Annotated in this window: 14 protein-coding genes; 4 read left to right on the forward strand and 10 right to left on the reverse strand. The window is 67.8% G+C overall.

Annotation, left to right across the window (positions count from 1 at the left end):
* The first annotated feature begins 6 nt into the window (after positions 1 to 6).
* The gene (locus K4G53_RS07450) at positions 7 to 474 is read left to right on the forward strand and encodes a pyridoxamine 5'-phosphate oxidase family protein (protein ID WP_221385073.1); all 468 of its coding nucleotides are present in this window, start codon (positions 7 to 9) and stop codon (positions 472 to 474) included.
* Between the two features lie 59 nt (positions 475 to 533).
* Here the strand turns inward: K4G53_RS07450 and K4G53_RS07455 are convergent, their stop codons facing one another.
* The 3 genes from K4G53_RS07455 to K4G53_RS07465 are packed head-to-tail and all read right to left on the reverse strand — an operon-like array spanning position 534 to position 3,925.
* On the reverse strand, positions 534 to 1,385 hold the full coding sequence (locus K4G53_RS07455; RefSeq protein WP_221385074.1) for a transglutaminase family protein: 852 nt from the start codon (positions 1,383 to 1,385) through the stop codon (positions 534 to 536).
* On the reverse strand, positions 1,382 to 2,308 hold the full coding sequence (locus tag K4G53_RS07460) for an alpha-E domain-containing protein (protein WP_221385075.1): 927 nt from the start codon (positions 2,306 to 2,308) through the stop codon (positions 1,382 to 1,384). The genes K4G53_RS07455 and K4G53_RS07460 overlap by 4 nt, the downstream gene beginning before the upstream one ends.
* 60 nt (positions 2,309 to 2,368) lie before the next feature.
* The gene (locus K4G53_RS07465; RefSeq protein WP_221385076.1) at positions 2,369 to 3,925 is read right to left on the reverse strand and encodes a circularly permuted type 2 ATP-grasp protein; all 1,557 of its coding nucleotides are present in this window, start codon (positions 3,923 to 3,925) and stop codon (positions 2,369 to 2,371) included.
* A 113-nt stretch (positions 3,926 to 4,038) separates the two neighbouring features.
* Here K4G53_RS07465 and K4G53_RS07470 point away from each other — a divergent pair, with 113 nt between their 5' ends.
* Together K4G53_RS07470 and pepN are read left to right on the forward strand one after the other, a co-directional pair.
* Complete coding sequence (locus tag K4G53_RS07470; protein ID WP_221385077.1) at positions 4,039 to 5,082, forward strand: putative sulfate exporter family transporter; 1,044 nt, start codon at positions 4,039 to 4,041, stop codon at positions 5,080 to 5,082.
* A gap of 52 nt (positions 5,083 to 5,134) precedes the next feature.
* The gene (gene pepN, locus K4G53_RS07475) at positions 5,135 to 7,768 is read left to right on the forward strand and encodes an aminopeptidase N (RefSeq protein ID WP_260323420.1); all 2,634 of its coding nucleotides are present in this window, start codon (positions 5,135 to 5,137) and stop codon (positions 7,766 to 7,768) included.
* Between the two features lie 79 nt (positions 7,769 to 7,847).
* Here pepN and K4G53_RS07480 read toward each other — a convergent pair whose 3' ends face one another.
* The 6 genes from K4G53_RS07480 to K4G53_RS07505 all read right to left on the reverse strand — a co-directional run bounded on the left by K4G53_RS07480 (position 7,848) and on the right by K4G53_RS07505 (position 12,645).
* Positions 7,848 to 8,945 carry a biotin/lipoate A/B protein ligase family protein gene (locus tag K4G53_RS07480; RefSeq protein WP_221385079.1) on the reverse strand — a complete coding sequence of 366 codons (1,098 nt, stop codon included), beginning with the start codon at positions 8,943 to 8,945 and terminating at the stop codon, positions 7,848 to 7,850.
* A gap of 97 nt (positions 8,946 to 9,042) precedes the next feature.
* Positions 9,043 to 9,300 (reverse strand): type B 50S ribosomal protein L31, encoded by a 258-nt coding sequence (locus K4G53_RS07485; protein ID WP_018761303.1) that lies wholly within the window; start codon positions 9,298 to 9,300, stop codon positions 9,043 to 9,045.
* Positions 9,301 to 9,474: 174 nt separating this feature from the next.
* Positions 9,475 to 10,284, reverse strand: coding sequence for an RNA methyltransferase (locus tag K4G53_RS07490; RefSeq protein WP_221385080.1), 810 nt, complete (start codon positions 10,282 to 10,284; stop codon positions 9,475 to 9,477).
* A gap of 7 nt (positions 10,285 to 10,291) precedes the next feature.
* Positions 10,292 to 11,077: a sulfite exporter TauE/SafE family protein gene (locus tag K4G53_RS07495; protein ID WP_221385081.1), complete on the reverse strand. Its 786-nt coding sequence runs from the start codon at positions 11,075 to 11,077 to the stop codon at positions 10,292 to 10,294.
* Between the two features lie 20 nt (positions 11,078 to 11,097).
* Positions 11,098 to 11,883, reverse strand: a complete 786-nt coding sequence (locus tag K4G53_RS07500; RefSeq protein ID WP_221385082.1) for an ABC transporter ATP-binding protein — start codon at positions 11,881 to 11,883, stop codon at positions 11,098 to 11,100.
* 99 nt (positions 11,884 to 11,982) lie between these two features.
* The gene (locus tag K4G53_RS07505; protein WP_221385083.1) at positions 11,983 to 12,645 is read right to left on the reverse strand and encodes a hypothetical protein; all 663 of its coding nucleotides are present in this window, start codon (positions 12,643 to 12,645) and stop codon (positions 11,983 to 11,985) included.
* Positions 12,646 to 12,808: 163 nt separating this feature from the next.
* Here K4G53_RS07505 and serB point away from each other — a divergent pair, with 163 nt between their 5' ends.
* The gene (gene serB, locus K4G53_RS07510; RefSeq protein ID WP_221385084.1) at positions 12,809 to 13,702 is read left to right on the forward strand and encodes a phosphoserine phosphatase SerB; all 894 of its coding nucleotides are present in this window, start codon (positions 12,809 to 12,811) and stop codon (positions 13,700 to 13,702) included.
* Between the two features lie 73 nt (positions 13,703 to 13,775).
* On the opposite strand, the gene K4G53_RS07515 is transcribed toward serB, so the two are convergent.
* Positions 13,776 to 14,537: an SDR family oxidoreductase gene (locus tag K4G53_RS07515; RefSeq protein ID WP_221385085.1), complete on the reverse strand. Its 762-nt coding sequence runs from the start codon at positions 14,535 to 14,537 to the stop codon at positions 13,776 to 13,778.
* Positions 14,538 to 14,547 lie beyond the last annotated feature (10 nt).

Below are 14,547 nucleotides of genomic sequence, written 5' to 3' on the forward strand. Positions count from 1 at the left end.
CACGGCATGAGCAACGAGTCATCCTCCCAAGTGCAGAACCTCGAACACCACGAATGCTGGGCCATGCTGCGGACGGTGTCCGTGGGCAGGCTGGCGGTCCTCGTTGACGGCCGCCCGGATATCTTCCCGGTGAACTTCACGGTGGACGGCGGCACGCTGGTCTTCCGCACCAGCCAAGGCACCAAGTTGTCGGCTGCAACCGGTGACGCCCCCGTGGCTGTGGAGGCGGACGGGGTGGACGCTGATACCGGCCTGGCCTGGAGCGTGGTCATTAAGGGAACCGCCGACCTCGTCAAGAGCACCGAGGAAGTGCTCGAGACCTCCCGCCTGTACCTGTTCCCGTGGCAGGCCGGGCGGAAGGACGCGTTCGTCCGCATCACCCCTGACTCGGTCACGGGCCGCCGCTTCAAGGTCACGGATCCGATGACCTGGTGGACCCAGATCAGCAGCTCCGCGAAAACCTCGTTCGAGTAACTGGCTGCCGCGGCGCCGGAACCCCGTGCCCCGGCCGGCCCGGCTGACCCGGGCGGCCCTCAGGCCAGCTGGGTGATTTCGACGCTGACGTTGAGGGCGGACCCGCCACCGCCGGACAGGATGCCTTTCAACGGCGACACGTCGCGGTAGTCCCGGCCCCGCGCAACGGTGACGTGGAAGTCGCCGGCCGGCTTGTGGTTGGTGGGGTCCCAGCTCCGCCACTCGCCATCCCACCACTCCAGCCAGGCGTGCGACTGCCCGGCGACGGTCTCGCCGATGCCCGCGCTGGACCGCGGGTGGAGGTAGCCGGACACGTAGCGGGCGGGGATACCGCAGCTGCGCAGCGCGCCGATGGCAAGGTGCGCCAGGTCCTGGCACACTCCCTTGCGCTGGCCCCAGGCCTCCTCCGCGTTGGTGGTGACCGCGGTGGAGCCGGACATGTAGGTCATCTCGCCGCGCATCCACGCGAAGACGGCCATGGCCGCGTCATGCGGGTTCTTGCCGGCCACGACCTCCGGGATGATACCCAGGACCTCGTCGCCCGGGCCGCTGAGCCGGGACTGCGGCAGCCAGTCGCTGAAGGTGTTGAGGGTTTCGGGGCTGGCGAGGACGTCCCAGCCGACGATGTCCGATTCGGAAGGGATCTTCTCGGCGCGGTGCACCTCCACCGTGATGTTCGACACCACTTCCAGGCGTTCGTGCGGCATCTGCATGTCGAAGGCCGTGACCCTGGTGCCCCAGTAATCACGGTAGGTGCTGACGGCCGCCTGCGTCGGGGAAACCTTGACCACCGATTCCAGGACCACCTGCTGGGAGTCCGTCAGCGGGGTCATCCGTGCTTCGTTGTAGGACAGGGTGACGCGCTTGTTGTACTTGTACGCCGTCCGGTGGACGATGCTCAGCCGGGTCATGAAACTTCTCCCACCCAGGCCAGTTCGTCCGCCTGATTGAAGTACTTACGGGAAATGGCGTCCGAGGCCTGGGACACGGCTTTCTGCACGCGCTCCATGTGCTCGGGAAGCTCGGACATGAGGTCGTCGGTGCGGTGGAACTCGAGGAATGTCCGGGCCTGCCCCACGATCCTGCGGGCGTCGTTGATGAACCCCACGCGCTGCGCTGACGGGTCCAGCTTGGCCAGGCACTCGTCGGCGTCGCGCAGGGCGTAGACGATCGAGCGCGGGAAGAGGCGGTCCAGGAGCAGGAACTCGGCGGCGTGCTGGTCGCCGAAGGCTGCCCGCCGGGTCCGCAGGAAGGATTCGTAGGCGCCGGCGCAGCGGAGCATGTTCACCCAGGACATGCCGGCGGAGAGGACATCTCGCGTGGACAGCATGCGTGCGGTCATGTCCGCGCGTTCCAGCGACCGGCCCAGCACCAGGAAGAGCCAGCTCTCGTCATGGCTCACCGTGGTGTCCGCGAGGCCGCTGACCATGGCCGTGCGTTCCAGTGTCCAGTTGCAGAACCGGTAGGTGCCCACCACGTCCTTGCGGTGCTGGCTCAGCCCGTAGTACGTGGTGTTCAGGCTTTCCCACAGCCCGGAGGAAACAGTCTCCCGGGCGCGGCGGGCGTTCTCGCGGGCAGCGCCGAGGGAGCCGGCGATGGACGTGGCGCTGGTCTTGTCATACGCCAGGGCGTGCAGCAGTTCCGGCAGGCCGAAATCCTCGTTCTGCGGGCGTGCGCCCATGACGGCGAGGAGTTCCTGCGCCACGCTCCTGCGTTCCTCCATGGGGAGGTGGTTCAGCCGCTCCAGATGCACGTCAAGGATGCGGGCGGTGCCATCGGCGCGCTCCACGTAGCGGCCGATCCAGAACAAGGATTCGGCAATACGGCTAAGCATTCGCGGCTACCTCCTGCGTGCGCGGAATTGCTGGGGAAATCGATGGCCGGGCGGCCGGGGTCACTGCTGCTGCTCCGACTGGCGGTCGCGCCAGTTGCTTTCCACGGGCCAGACCGAGACCCGTTCACGGACCGTGACCGACTGGCGGGGAACGGTTTCCACCGGCATCTGGGGCGAGTCCGCCAGGACCCAGGTGTCCTTGGACCCGCCGCCCTGGCTGGAGTTGACGATCAGGGATCCCTCTTTCAGCGCCACGCGGGTGAGGCCTCCGGGCAGCACCCAGACGTTCTCGCCGTCGTTCACCGCGAACGGCCGGAGGTCCACGTGCCGGGGGCCGAATTTGTCCCCGCCCAACGTGGGGACGGTGGAAAGCTGCAGCACGGGCTGGGCGATCCAGCCGCGGGGGTCGGCAATGATCCGCTGGCGGAGGGCGTCCAATTCGTCGTTGGAGGCGTCGGGGCCGATGACAAGGCCCTTGCCGCCGGAGCCGTCGACCGGCTTGACCACGAGTTCGGCGAGGTTGTCCAGGGTGTATTCCCGGGCCTCCTTCTCCTCGAGCCGGTACGTGTCCACGTTCGCGATGATGGGCTCCTCGCCGAGGTAGTACCGGATCAGGTCAGGAACGTAACTGTAGACCAGTTTGTCGTCGGCCACCCCGTTGCCCACCGCGTTGGCGATGGTGACGCCGCCGGCGCGCGCGGCGTTGACCAGCCCTGGGCAGCCGAGCATTGAGTCCGCGCGGAACTGCAGGGGGTCCAGGAAGTCGTCGTCGATCCGCTTGTAGATGACGTCAACGCGCTGTTCGCCGGCGGTGGTGCGCATGTAGACACGGTTTCCGCGGCAGATCAGGTCCCGGCCCTCCACCAGCTCCACGCCCATCAGGCCGGCCAGCAGGGTGTGCTCGAAGTAGGCGCTGTTGAAGACGCCGGGGGTGAGGACGACGACGGTGGGGTCGTCGACGCCGGCAGGCGCGGTTTTGCGCAGGGCCGAGAGCAGCCGGCGGGGGTATTCCTCGACGGGGCGGATGAGCTGCTGGCCGAAGGCCTCGGGCAGGCCCTTGGCCATGGCGCGCCGGTTTTCCAGGACGTAGCTCACGCCGGAGGGCACGCGGACGTTGTCCTCCAGGACGCGGAAGGTGCCGGCAGCGTCACGCACGACGTCGATGCCGGAGATGTGCACCCGGACCCCGCCGGCAGGTTCGAAACCGTGGACCTGCCGGTGGAAGTGGGCGCTTGTGGTCACCAGCTGCCGGGGGATCACGCCGTCGGCCACGACTGTCATCTTGTCGTAGACGTCGTTCAGGAAGGCCTCCAGGGCACGCACGCGCTGGGCCACGCCCCGTTCCAGGACGTCCCACTCCGCCGCCGGAATGACCCGGGGCACGATGTCGAGCGGAAAGGGCCGCTCCTCGCCGGCGTAGTCAAAGGTCACACCGCGGTCCAGGAACGTGCGGGCCATGGAGTCCGCGCGGGCGCTGACGTCCGCCAGGGAGAGCTTCCGAAGGGCGTCCGCCACCTCCGCGTAGGAGTCCCGTGCCTGCTGCCCGGGGGCGAACATCTCGTCGTAGGCTCCGGTCCGGCCCGCGGCCTCGGAGTAATCCTGGAATAGGTCTGACATGTCCAATAGCCAACCATCTTTTTGTTTCGAATTCATTACTGCCATCCATTCTCGCGTGTTGGCGGGGGTGCTCCGGTTCGTGGATTGCGGGCCTCTTCGGGCACAGTAGGTGAGTGCCCCGCAGCAGAAGCCTCCCCACGCCCGGTCCTGGCGGCCACGCCGGCGTCGGGCGCCTCCTCCCGGGGCTGGCGACGGCGGCCCTTGCGGTGGCATCGGCGATCCTGCTCCACGGCCTGTTCCCCCCTCTGCCCGCCATGACCCTGGCTGTGGTGCTTGGCGTCCTGGCCGCGAACCTGCCGGGAACGGGAGTATGGTCCGCCGGCCGCGCCCGCCCCGGCCTCGACTTTGCCGGCAAGCACCTGATGCGGGCGGGGATCGTCCTGCTCGGCCTGAAGGTCAGCATCATGGACGTCCTGGGACTGGGCTGGCTGGCGCTGGTCCTGATCACCGCCGTGGTGGCAGCCAGCTTTGGCGGGACCTACCTGATCTCGCGCCTGTTCCGCCTGCCGCCGGTGACGTCGCTCCTGGTGGCCACCGGGTTCTCCATCTGCGGTGCCTCCGCCATCGGCGCCGTGGCGGCCGTCCGCAGGATCCGGCACGCGGACACCGTCCTTCCCGTGGCACTGGTGACCCTCTGCGGCACCCTCGCCATCGGCGTCCTCCCCCTGCTCGTCCATCCCCTCGGCCTCACCGCCGCCGTCTTCGGAGCCTGGGCCGGCGCGTCGGTACACGACGTGGGACAGGTGGTGGCCACCGCGCAGACCGCCGGGACCGCGGCCCTGGCGATCGCCGTCGTCGTCAAACTCACCCGCGTGCTGCTGCTGGCGCCCGTCGCGGCTTTGGCAGGGGCGCACCACCGCCGGAGCTCCCGGCCGGACACAGCCGGTGCGAAACTGCCGCCCGTGGTGCCGCTGTTCGTGCTGGGCTTTGTGGCGATGGTGGTACTGCGTTCCACAGGATGGCTCGGCGACGGCTGGCTGGAAGCCGGTGCCGTGCTCCAGGACATCGCGCTGGGCGCTGCGCTCTTCGGCCTGGGCTCCGCCGTGCGGATCCGGCACCTGCTGCACACCGGGGGCCGCGCGGTGCTCGCGGCGCTTGCCGCCTGGCTGCTGATCGCCGTGCTGGGCCTGGCAGCGGCCCTGCTGATCGCCGGGTGACCGTGACGGATCGGCGCCGTGATTAGATAGCCGGGTGCCACTTGAGAATCTGATGCGCAGCGAAGCCGCCGACCGTTCAGCCCTGATCAGCACCGCCAGTTACGACGTCTCGCTGGATGTCCGGCACGCCGCGGACCCGGACATAGCCGGCTACACCAGCCGCAGCGTCATAACCTTCACGGCCTCGGAGCCGGGAAGTTCAACGTTCCTCGATTTTATCGGCGCCGGCGTCCACAGCGTTTTCCTCAATGGCAGGCGCCTGCCAGTGGAGGACGTGGTGGACGGTTCACGGATCAGGCTGGAGAACCTCCTGGCGGAGAACCAGGTGACTGTCACCGGGACCGCCCTGTACAGCCGCTCCGGTGAGGGGATGCACCGGTTCGTGGACCCTGCAGACGGCAAGACGTACCTCTACACCCAGTACGAACCCGCGGACGCCCGCCGTGTGTTCGCCAACTTCGAGCAGCCGGACCTCAAGGCCACCTACACCTTCCATGTCATGGCGCCGGCACAGTGGGAGGTGGCGTCCAACGGCGCGGAGGTGAAGCGGACGCTGCTCACCAGCGATCCGGCCACGGCCTGCTGGGACTTCGCCACCACGCTGCCCATGTCCACCTACATCACGGCGATCCTGGCGGGCCCCTATTTCAAGGCGCAGGACCGCTGGCAGGCAACGCTCGACGACGGGACACACCTGGACGTGCCCCTGGCCCTTTACTGCCGGGCGTCGATGGCGGACTCCTTCGACACGGACCACCTTTTCGCACTGACCAAGAAAGGCCTGGACTTCTTCAACCGGCTCTTCGACTTCCCCTACCCGTGGGGCAAGTACGACCAGGCGTTCGTCCCGGAGTACAACCTTGGCGCCATGGAAAACCCGGGGCTGGTCACCTTTACCGAGAGCTATGTGTTCACCTCCCGGGCCACCGACGCCCAGTACCAGGGCCGCGCCAACACCCTGATGCACGAAATGGCGCACATGTGGTTCGGCGACCTCGTGACCATGCAGTGGTGGGACGACCTGTGGCTGAAGGAATCCTTCGCCGACTACATGGGCACCCTGGGCGTGGACCGTGCGACGGACTGGGACACCGCCTGGGTGAACTTCGCCAACAAGCGCAAGGCATGGGCCTACGTCCAGGACCAGCTGCCCACCACACACCCAATCGTGGCGGACATCCCTGACCTGGAGGCCGCGAAGCAGAACTTCGATGGCATCACCTACGCCAAGGGCGCATCGGTTCTGAAGCAGCTGGTGGCGTATGTGGGGTTCGATGCGTTCATCGCCGGGTCGCGGGCGTACTTCCGGAAGCACGCCTACGGAAACACGTCCCTGGGCGACCTCCTCGACGCCCTGGGCGAGGCCTCCGGTCGGGACCTGGCAGGCTGGGCGCAGCTCTGGCTGCAAACATCCGGAATCTCCACCTTGTCCCTCGACATCGTTCCGGGAACAACGGACGACGACGGCGTGCCCGCCGGGGTGGCGATCGTCCAGGAAGCAACGGATCCCGTCACGGGACGCGAGGAACTGCGTCCGCACCGCCTGCGGGTGGGATCCTACGATTTTGACGGCTCCGGTGCCCTGGTGCGGACCGGGAGCATTGAAACCGACGTGGTGGGCGCCCGGACGGAACTCTCCCGGCTCGCGGGACACCCAAGGCCTGCGCTGCTGCTCGTCAACGACGACGACCTCGCGTACGCCAAGGTGCGGCTGGACCCGGAGTCCGAAGCCACCGTCCGCGCTTCCCTGGACCGGATCACCGATCCGATGGCGCGGGCACTGTGCTGGACGGCGCTCTGGAACTCCGCCCGCGACGGTGTGAGCCCTGCCCGGCACTATGTCGACGCGGTGGCCGCGTTCGCCCCTGCCGAAACTGGCATCGGTGTCCTGCTGAACGTCCTCGACAACGCCGTGACCGCCGTCGAACGCTACACCGCCGTTGGCAGCCGAACGGCTGTGCGCGCCTCCTTCCTGGCCACCGCCGCCGAAGAACTGGACCGGGCCCGCCCGGGCTCCGACCAGCAACTGGCCTGGGCCCGCACCCTCGGCACGCTCAGCCGGCACGACGCCACGCTGCTGCCGCGCCTGCGGGGGCTCCTGGACGGGACGGACGCCGTGGAAGGCCTTGCGGTGGACGCGGAACTCAGGTGGCACTTCTGGCATGCGCTCGCCGCAAACGGGCAGGCATCCGCAGCCGAACTGCACGCCGAACTGAAGCGGGACACCACCGCCTCCGGACGCGCCGGACACGCCACCGCACTGGCCTCCCGCCCCGATCCGGCGGTCAAGGCCGCGGCCTGGAACGCTGCCGTAGAAGGCAACGAACTGTCCAACCAGCTGCTGACCGCCACCATCAACGGATTTGCCACGGCGCCGGCGGAGCTGCTCGAGCCATATGTTGAGCCCTACTTCGACTGCCTCCGGAAGACCTGGGATACCCGCAGCATCGAGATCGCCGGCCGGATTGTCCGGGGCCTGTATCCGGCGGCACAGGACCTGGCGGAAGGAACCGAACCGGCGGAGCACCGCGTGATCCGGCGCACGGACCGCTGGCTCGAGGAGAACCAGGACGCGCCGCACGCACTGCGCCGCATCGTGGTGGAACAGCGCAGCCACCTGCTGCGGGCACTGTGCGCGCAGGCCGCCGTCGTGGGGTCCCCCACCCTGGCCCCGCCCGCGCACTGACGGCAGGGCTCGATGCGCTGGGACAGTCCGTGCGCAGCGAACCGGGGCCTCACTGCGCCCTGGCGCCCACAGTCCGGCGTCAGGGGACGCGGTGAAGCCATTCCCGGGTGCCGAACTTGGATGCCACCCGTTCCTCTGCCGCGGCCAGTTCCCGTCCCGTCAGCTCGGACGGGGTGGCACCGTAGCGCCCGCTGAAGACATCGATCATTTCCTCGATGATGGCGGTCCGTGCCAGGCCGGTCTGGCGGCGGAGCGGGTCCACGCGCTTCTTGGCGCTGCGGGTGCCCTTGTCGGAGAGTTTCTCCTTGCCGATCCGCAGGACCTCCACCATCTTGTCGGCGTCAATGTCGTAGCTCATGGTCACGTGGTGCAGCATGCCGCCGTTGGCCAGCCGCTTCTGCGCGGCCCCGCCGATCTTGCCCTGGTCCGTGGCGATGTCATTGAGCGGGACGTAGAAGGCGTTGATGCCCAGTTTCTCCAGCGCGGCCATGACCCAGGCATCCAGGAAGGGGTAGGAGTCCGCGAAGCTGAGCCCGTCCACCAGCGTCTGCGGCAGGTAGAGGGAGTACGTGATGCAGTTGCCGGCCTCCATGAACATCGCTCCCCCGCCGCTGATCCGGCGGACCACGTTGATGCCGTGCCGGGCCACGCCGTCGGGATCCACCTCGTTCCGCACCGACTGGAAACTGCCGATGACCACGGACGGCTCCTGCCAGTCCCAGAACCTCAGCGTCGGGGTGCGCAGCCCAGCCCCCACCGCTTCGGTGAGGACCTCGTCCAGGGCCACGTTGATTTCGGTGGGCAGGACGGTGGGTGCAATGACGTTCCACTCGTGGTCGGCCCACGAGGTCGCCTTGGCCAGGGCCCGGCGGACGGTGACTGCGACGGCGTCCGCGGAGAAGCCGAAAAGGACCGTGCCGGGGGGCAGCGCTGCGGTGACTGCTGCGGCGAGGTCGGCAGCGGGCGTGGTGTCCGGCAGGCCGGTCAGCGCGCGGTTGATGTCCAGCAGCGCCTCATCCGGCTCCAGGAAGAAGTCGCCGCTGATGGACACCCTGGCGAGCGTGCCGTCCACGACGGCCACGTCCGCCACCACGAGCTTGCCGCCGGGAACCTTGTATTCTCCGTGGTGGTCACCATTCGCGCTGCGGTTGTTGGATGCGGGAAAGGTCTGCGTCATGATTCCCATCCTGCCCCAGAAAGCAGGTGCGCGGTTAACGCGAAAAAGCCCGCACCGTTGCGGGTGCGGGCTTTCTCCTGAAGCTTGGGCGAAGGAATTACTTCTTGCCGCCGAAGCCCTTGAAGCGAGCGTTGAAGCGCTCGACGCGGCCTGCAGAGTCCATGATGCGCTGCTTGCCCGTGTAGAACGGGTGGGACTCGGAAGAGATTTCGACGTCGATGACCGGGTAGGTGTTGCCGTCTTCCCACTCGATGGTCTTCGAGGAAGACACGGTGGAGCGGGTCAGGAACTTGGTGCCGGAGGCCAGGTCGTTGAAGACAACAGCTTCGTACTTCGGGTGGGTATCAGACTTCATAATGGGACCTTTGTTCACGCAGCTGGATTTTGCCAGCTGCCAGGTATGAATGGGATGGCTGGGATCTGCAGCAGCCGAAGCTGAGAAAGCAGGACAACCAGCTATCTATCATAGCGGACGCGGGAGGGCATGACGAACGCGTCCGCGGCCCCGCAGCCGTTCCGCTGCCCGGCGTCAGTTACGGGGGCGCAGCTCCCAGAACGCGACCGCGGATGCAGCGGCCACGTTGAGCGAATCCACGCCATTGCGCATGGGGATTTTGACGGCGAGGTCGACGGCGGCAAGGGTCCCGGCGCTCATGCCGGCGCCTTCGGTGCCCAGCACCAGGGCGAGCTTGTCCGGGTTCCGCGCCGCGACCGCGTCCACGTCCTCGGCGTCCGGGGTCAGCTCCAGGGCAGCAACGGTGAAGCCGTGATCCTTGAGTACCTGGAGGTCTCCGGGCCAGCTGTCCAGGCGGGCCCAGGGCACCTGGAACACGGTGCCCATGCTGACTCTGACGCTGCGGCGGTACAGCGGGTCGCCGCAACGGGGCGAGACGAGGACGGCATCGATGTCCAGTGCTGCGGCGGAGCGGAAGATGGCGCCGACATTGGTGTGGTCCACAATGTCCTCCAGGACCGCCACGCGGCGGGCTCCGGCGAGCAGGTCCGGCAGGGGAACAGGGGCGGGGCGCTGCATGGCCGCCATGGCACCGCGGTGCAGGTGGAAACCGGTGATCTCCTCCAGCAGCGCAGCCGAGCCGATGAACACAGGAACATCGGGGTAGGCCTTGAAGACGTCGTCGAGGTCGGCCAGCCATTTCTCGGCGAGGAAGAAGGAGCGCGGCTGGTGCCCGGCTGCGAGGGCGCGGCGGAGTACGCGCGACGATTCTGCGATGTACATTCCTTCTGCCGGTTCGCGGAGCTTGCGCAGGTGCACATCGGTCAGGGTGGTGTAATCGCTGACGCGGGGATCGTCGGCGGACTCAAGGTAGTGGAAGGTCACCGGGCGATTATTTCAGCAGGTTGGCGATCATCACGCCGAGTGCCACGATGCCCAGGGCGAAGATCACTGCACGGAGGACGCGGGGCGATAGCTTGCGGCCGACTTTCGAGCCCAGCAGGCCGCCGATGGTGGAACTGACTGCGATGAGCAGCACCACCAGCCAGTTAATCCGGTCGAACGCGAAGAGCAGGTACGAGATGGCCGCCACCATGTTGACGCCGAGCACCAGGATGTTCTTCATGGCGTTGGCGTTCTGGATGGTGCCGGTCAGGAACACCCCCAGAATCCCCACCAGCAGGATGCCCTGTGCTGCAACGAAGTAGCCGCCGTAGACACCGGCCAGGTACACCAAAACCAGCAGCAGGATGCCGTGGCGTTTGTCCCGCACCGCGTGCTCGGGGTTTGCCTCGCGGTTGCGTACCCAGTCCTGCAGCCGCGGCTGGAACACGACCATGAGCAGCGCCAGGACCAGCAGGACCGGCGCGACGTAGTGGAAGACCTTTTCGGGCAGGTGCAGCAGGAGCCATGCGCCCGATATGCCGCCCAGGACCGACGCCGGCAGCAGCCGCAGGACTTGCCGTCCACGGCCGGCCAGTTCGCGGCGGTAGCCGAAGGCTCCGGCGGCCGTGCCCGCCACCAGTCCCATGGCGTTGCTCATGGAGGCGACGACGGGAGCGACCCCCAGGGCGATCAGCACGGGGAAAGTGACCAGCGTGCCGGAGCCCACCACCGCATTGATGGTGCCGGCCCACAGGCCGGCGATGGACACAATGATGCTGCCGAAGAGTTCCAAGGTACTGGTGGCGGCCTGTTCTAGCGGCGGGCTGTGGCCGTGTAGCGGCCGCCGTTTTCGGACACGTCCAGCGGCAGGCCGAAGGTGGTGCTGAGGTGCTCTTCGGTCAGGACCTCGGTGATGGGGCCTGCCGCAACGACGCCGCCGTCACGCAGGAGCATGGCGTGGGTGAATCCAGGGGGGACTTCCTCGAGGTGGTGCGTCACCAGGACCATGGCCGGCGCCGCCTCGTCGCGGGCGAGCTCGCCGAGCTTGTGGACCAGCTCCTCGCGGCCCCCGAGATCCAGTCCGGCGCCGGGCTCGTCCAACAGCAGCAGCTCGGGATCCGTCATGAGGGCGCGGGCGATCTGGACGCGCTTGCGTTCACCTTCGGACAGCGTGGCAAAGGTCCTGTTGAGCAGCGGCCCCATGCCCCAGTCGTTGAGCAGGCGGAAGGCGCGGCGTTCGTCGTCGCGCTCGTACCCCTCCCGCCAGCGGCCGGTCACCCCGTAAGCGGCGGTGACCACCACGTTGAGGACGTTCTCGTGTTCCGGGATCTGGGTGGCGAGGGCAGCGGAGGAGAGGCCAATGCGGGGGCGGAGTTCGAAGACGTCAACGCGCCCCAGGACCTCGTCGAGGATGCCGGCGGTACCGCTGCTGGGGTGCAGCCTGGCCGCCGCGATCTGGAGGAGAGTGGTCTTGCCGGCGCCGTTGGGGCCGAGAATCACCCAGCGTTCGCCTTCGTTGACCTGCCAGTCGACCTTGTCCAGCAGGGTCTTTTTGCCTCGGACAACGCTGACGGAGTCCAGTTCCAGAACATCACTCATAGGAATAGACACTAGGACAAAAAAGAGGCCGACTGATAACCGGTGCAACTGCTCGAAAAAGCATGACGTGCATGGAATCAGCGTCCGGTGCAGGCGTCCTCAGCCGGTCGCCTGGAGGGGAGATGCCGGCGCCGTCCCGCTGCGCGGCTTGTGGTTGAGGTACTGCCCTGCCAGAAGGTACCAGTACGGCCAGGCCAGCCAGGCTGCTGCGCCCGTAGCGACCCCGGCCCCCATGAGGGCCATCCGCAGCCACTCGGGCCCCTGGAGAACGTAGCCTGCGCCGGCAACCGGCAGTCCCGCCAGCAGTGCACCGCCGATGAACCGGCCTAGCCGTGACAGCCGGCGCGGGTATCCCTCGACGTCGCGGAGGCGCCGGTGGACCAGGAAAAGCCAGGCACCCTGGAGCGTGATGGACGCCACCGACACGGCCGTTGAGGTGTTGAAGTCCAGTACCCTGAGGACCAGCAGGGCGGAACTGGCGGCGCCGGCCGCGCAAGCGGTGACGGTAAGCCACTTCACAGGCCCAGTCCATGCCGCCGGCGGCACCCGGCGGTGGACCTGCAGGATGACGGGGATGACCAGGACGTTGAACACGGCGCCGGTAGCGTCATTGATGGTGCCAAAAACATACGGGCCGCCACGGGGTACTTCCACGGCGTACATGGCGGCGAGGGTCACCGCCCCCGCTGCCCCGGCGGCCGCCGCCGCATAGGCGAAGCGTGACGCCGTGCTGTAACCGCGGATGTCGATCAGCTGGTCCATCCTGCCCTCCTGTTGTCAGGACGCATCCAATGGGTACCCAGCCAAACCCCATCGTAGGCCGGTGGCCGCCACTTAGACAGGGGCGCGTTCCGGCGACCGTTCCCGGCTTCGCCCGACGCAACAGATTCAAGGGACCAGTCCCCCGCTGACTAAGATTGCAGGCATGACTTCGAACGTGACTGCGGTCAGCTATGGCCTGAATGTGACCCCGACCGGGCTGGAGCAGTTGCGTTCCGTCCTTACCTTGCAGGGCGCCGCAGTGCTCTCCGAAGACACCGGCGGAGACGGCCGGTACCAGGTGCACGTAGCCGGGCTCCAGCTTCCTGATGCAACGGCTGCTGGCCTTGCCGGCCTGCGCCATGCCGTGGCCGAAGCCGCCATCGAAGGCTTTGATACGGCCCTGGTCCCGGCCGGCCTGCGCTCGGCCGGCCGCAAGCTCCTCATCATGGACGTCGACTCCACCCTGATCCAGCAGGAGGTCATCGAACTCCTCGCAGCCTACGCCGGCAAGCGCGAGGAGGTCGCCGCCGTCACGGAGGCCGCCATGCGCGGGGAGCTGGACTTCACCCAGAGCCTCCACGCCCGGGTGGCGGTGCTCGCGGGGCTGCCGGCCGACGTCGTCCATTCCGTCCGGAACGAGGTGAAGCTCAGCGAAGGGGCGGCGGAGCTCGTGGCCGCCTTCAAGGCGGCAGGGCACGTGGTGGCCGTGGTGTCCGGCGGCTTCAACCAGATCCTGGAGCCGATCGCCGCGGAGCTGGGCCTGGACTACTGGCAGGCGAACGAGCTGGAAATCGTGGATGGCGCCCTGACGGGCAGGGTGCTGGGTGCCGTGGTGGACCGTGCCGCAAAAGAAAAATACCTGCGTGAATGGGCAGCCGCGGAAGGTATCGCGCTGGAACACACCGTCGCGGTGGGCGACGGCGCCAACGACCTGGACATGCTCGGCGCCGCTGGGATCGGCGTCGCATTCAATGCCAAACCCGCGGTGCGCGCGGTAGCCGATGCCGCCGTCAACATGCCCTTCCTTGACGCCGTCCGCCACGTCGCCGGGGTCTGACTCCCCTTAAGAGGACGGGCCCCCGCCTGCAGGATTTTCCTGCGGCCGGGGGCCCGGTCCGGTGCTCCGGAGACTAGCTTGCGGGCTGGGCACCCTTGCCGAAGTAGTCGGCACCGCCGGCGTACTCGGTGTGGCCGGACTCGACGTCCGCGGTGGCCATGCCGGCCACAACCTCAGCGAACTCTTCCACAGAGTAGAGCTTGCCCGCCTCGGCCCGCCGCGCCTCGATGGCGCCCGGGGTGGAGCGGTCCAGCAGCGTGGCAGTGACCGTGCCTTCGATCATGTCGCCGGAGACCACCACGAGGGAGATTCCCTTTTCCGCCAGGTTGGGGATCAGTTCGCGCAGGGCGTCCTCGCCGGCGCGCTTGCTCCGGGCCACGGGCTCGTAGGCAGGCATGGTGGGAACCGTGTTGATGAAGTGGGCCTGGTGGCTGGTGACGAACACCACGCGGGACCCTTCCTTCATCAGCGGCACCGCGGCGTTGAGCATGTTCACCTGGGCGTCACGGTTCAGCTTCAGTGCGTAGTCCTCACCCATGCCGGTCTCCATCCCGCCGGAAGCGTTCAGGACCAGGATGTCCAGGGATCCGAAGTTCTCCATGGCGGCGCTGGCCAGGGCCTGGACGCCCTCCTGCGTGGTCAGGTCCGCGCCCACGGCGACGGCACGGCCGCCGGCGGCTTCGATTCCCTGTACCACCTTGTTGGCGCGGGGCGCCTTCTGGCGGTAGTTGACGACGACGGCGGCACCCTCCGAGGCGAGGATCTTGGCGACGTCAGCGCCGATGCCCCGGGAGGATCCGGTGACGATGGCGGTCTTGTTGTCCAGCAGTCCCATGCATGCTTCC

Source organism: Arthrobacter sp. MAHUQ-56, from assembly GCF_019710585.1.
Classification (GTDB): Bacteria; Actinomycetota; Actinomycetes; order Actinomycetales; family Micrococcaceae; genus Arthrobacter.

Bases quoted from the DNA above. Each gene is read 5' to 3' on its own strand.
- K4G53_RS07450 (WP_221385073.1), top strand. From the start codon at position 7: ATGAGCAACGAGTCATCCTCCCAAGTGCAGAACCTCGAACACCACGAA.
- K4G53_RS07455 (WP_221385074.1), bottom strand. From the start codon at position 1,385: ATGACCCGGCTGAGCATCGTCCACCGGACGGCGTACAAGTACAACAAG.
- K4G53_RS07460 (WP_221385075.1), bottom strand. From the start codon at position 2,308: ATGCTTAGCCGTATTGCCGAATCCTTGTTCTGGATCGGCCGCTACGTG.
- K4G53_RS07465 (WP_221385076.1), bottom strand. From the start codon at position 3,925: ATGTCAGACCTATTCCAGGATTACTCCGAGGCCGCGGGCCGGACCGGA.
- pepN (WP_260323420.1), top strand. From the start codon at position 5,135: ATGCGCAGCGAAGCCGCCGACCGTTCAGCCCTGATCAGCACCGCCAGT.
- K4G53_RS07480 (WP_221385079.1), bottom strand. From the start codon at position 8,945: ATGACGCAGACCTTTCCCGCATCCAACAACCGCAGCGCGAATGGTGAC.
- K4G53_RS07485 (WP_018761303.1), bottom strand. From the start codon at position 9,300: ATGAAGTCTGATACCCACCCGAAGTACGAAGCTGTTGTCTTCAACGAC.
- K4G53_RS07500 (WP_221385082.1), bottom strand. From the start codon at position 11,883: ATGAGTGATGTTCTGGAACTGGACTCCGTCAGCGTTGTCCGAGGCAAA.
- K4G53_RS07505 (WP_221385083.1), bottom strand. From the start codon at position 12,645: ATGGACCAGCTGATCGACATCCGCGGTTACAGCACGGCGTCACGCTTC.
- serB (WP_221385084.1), top strand. From the start codon at position 12,809: ATGACTTCGAACGTGACTGCGGTCAGCTATGGCCTGAATGTGACCCCG.
- K4G53_RS07515 (WP_221385085.1), bottom strand. From the start codon at position 14,537: ATGGGACTGCTGGACAACAAGACCGCCATCGTCACCGGATCCTCCCGG.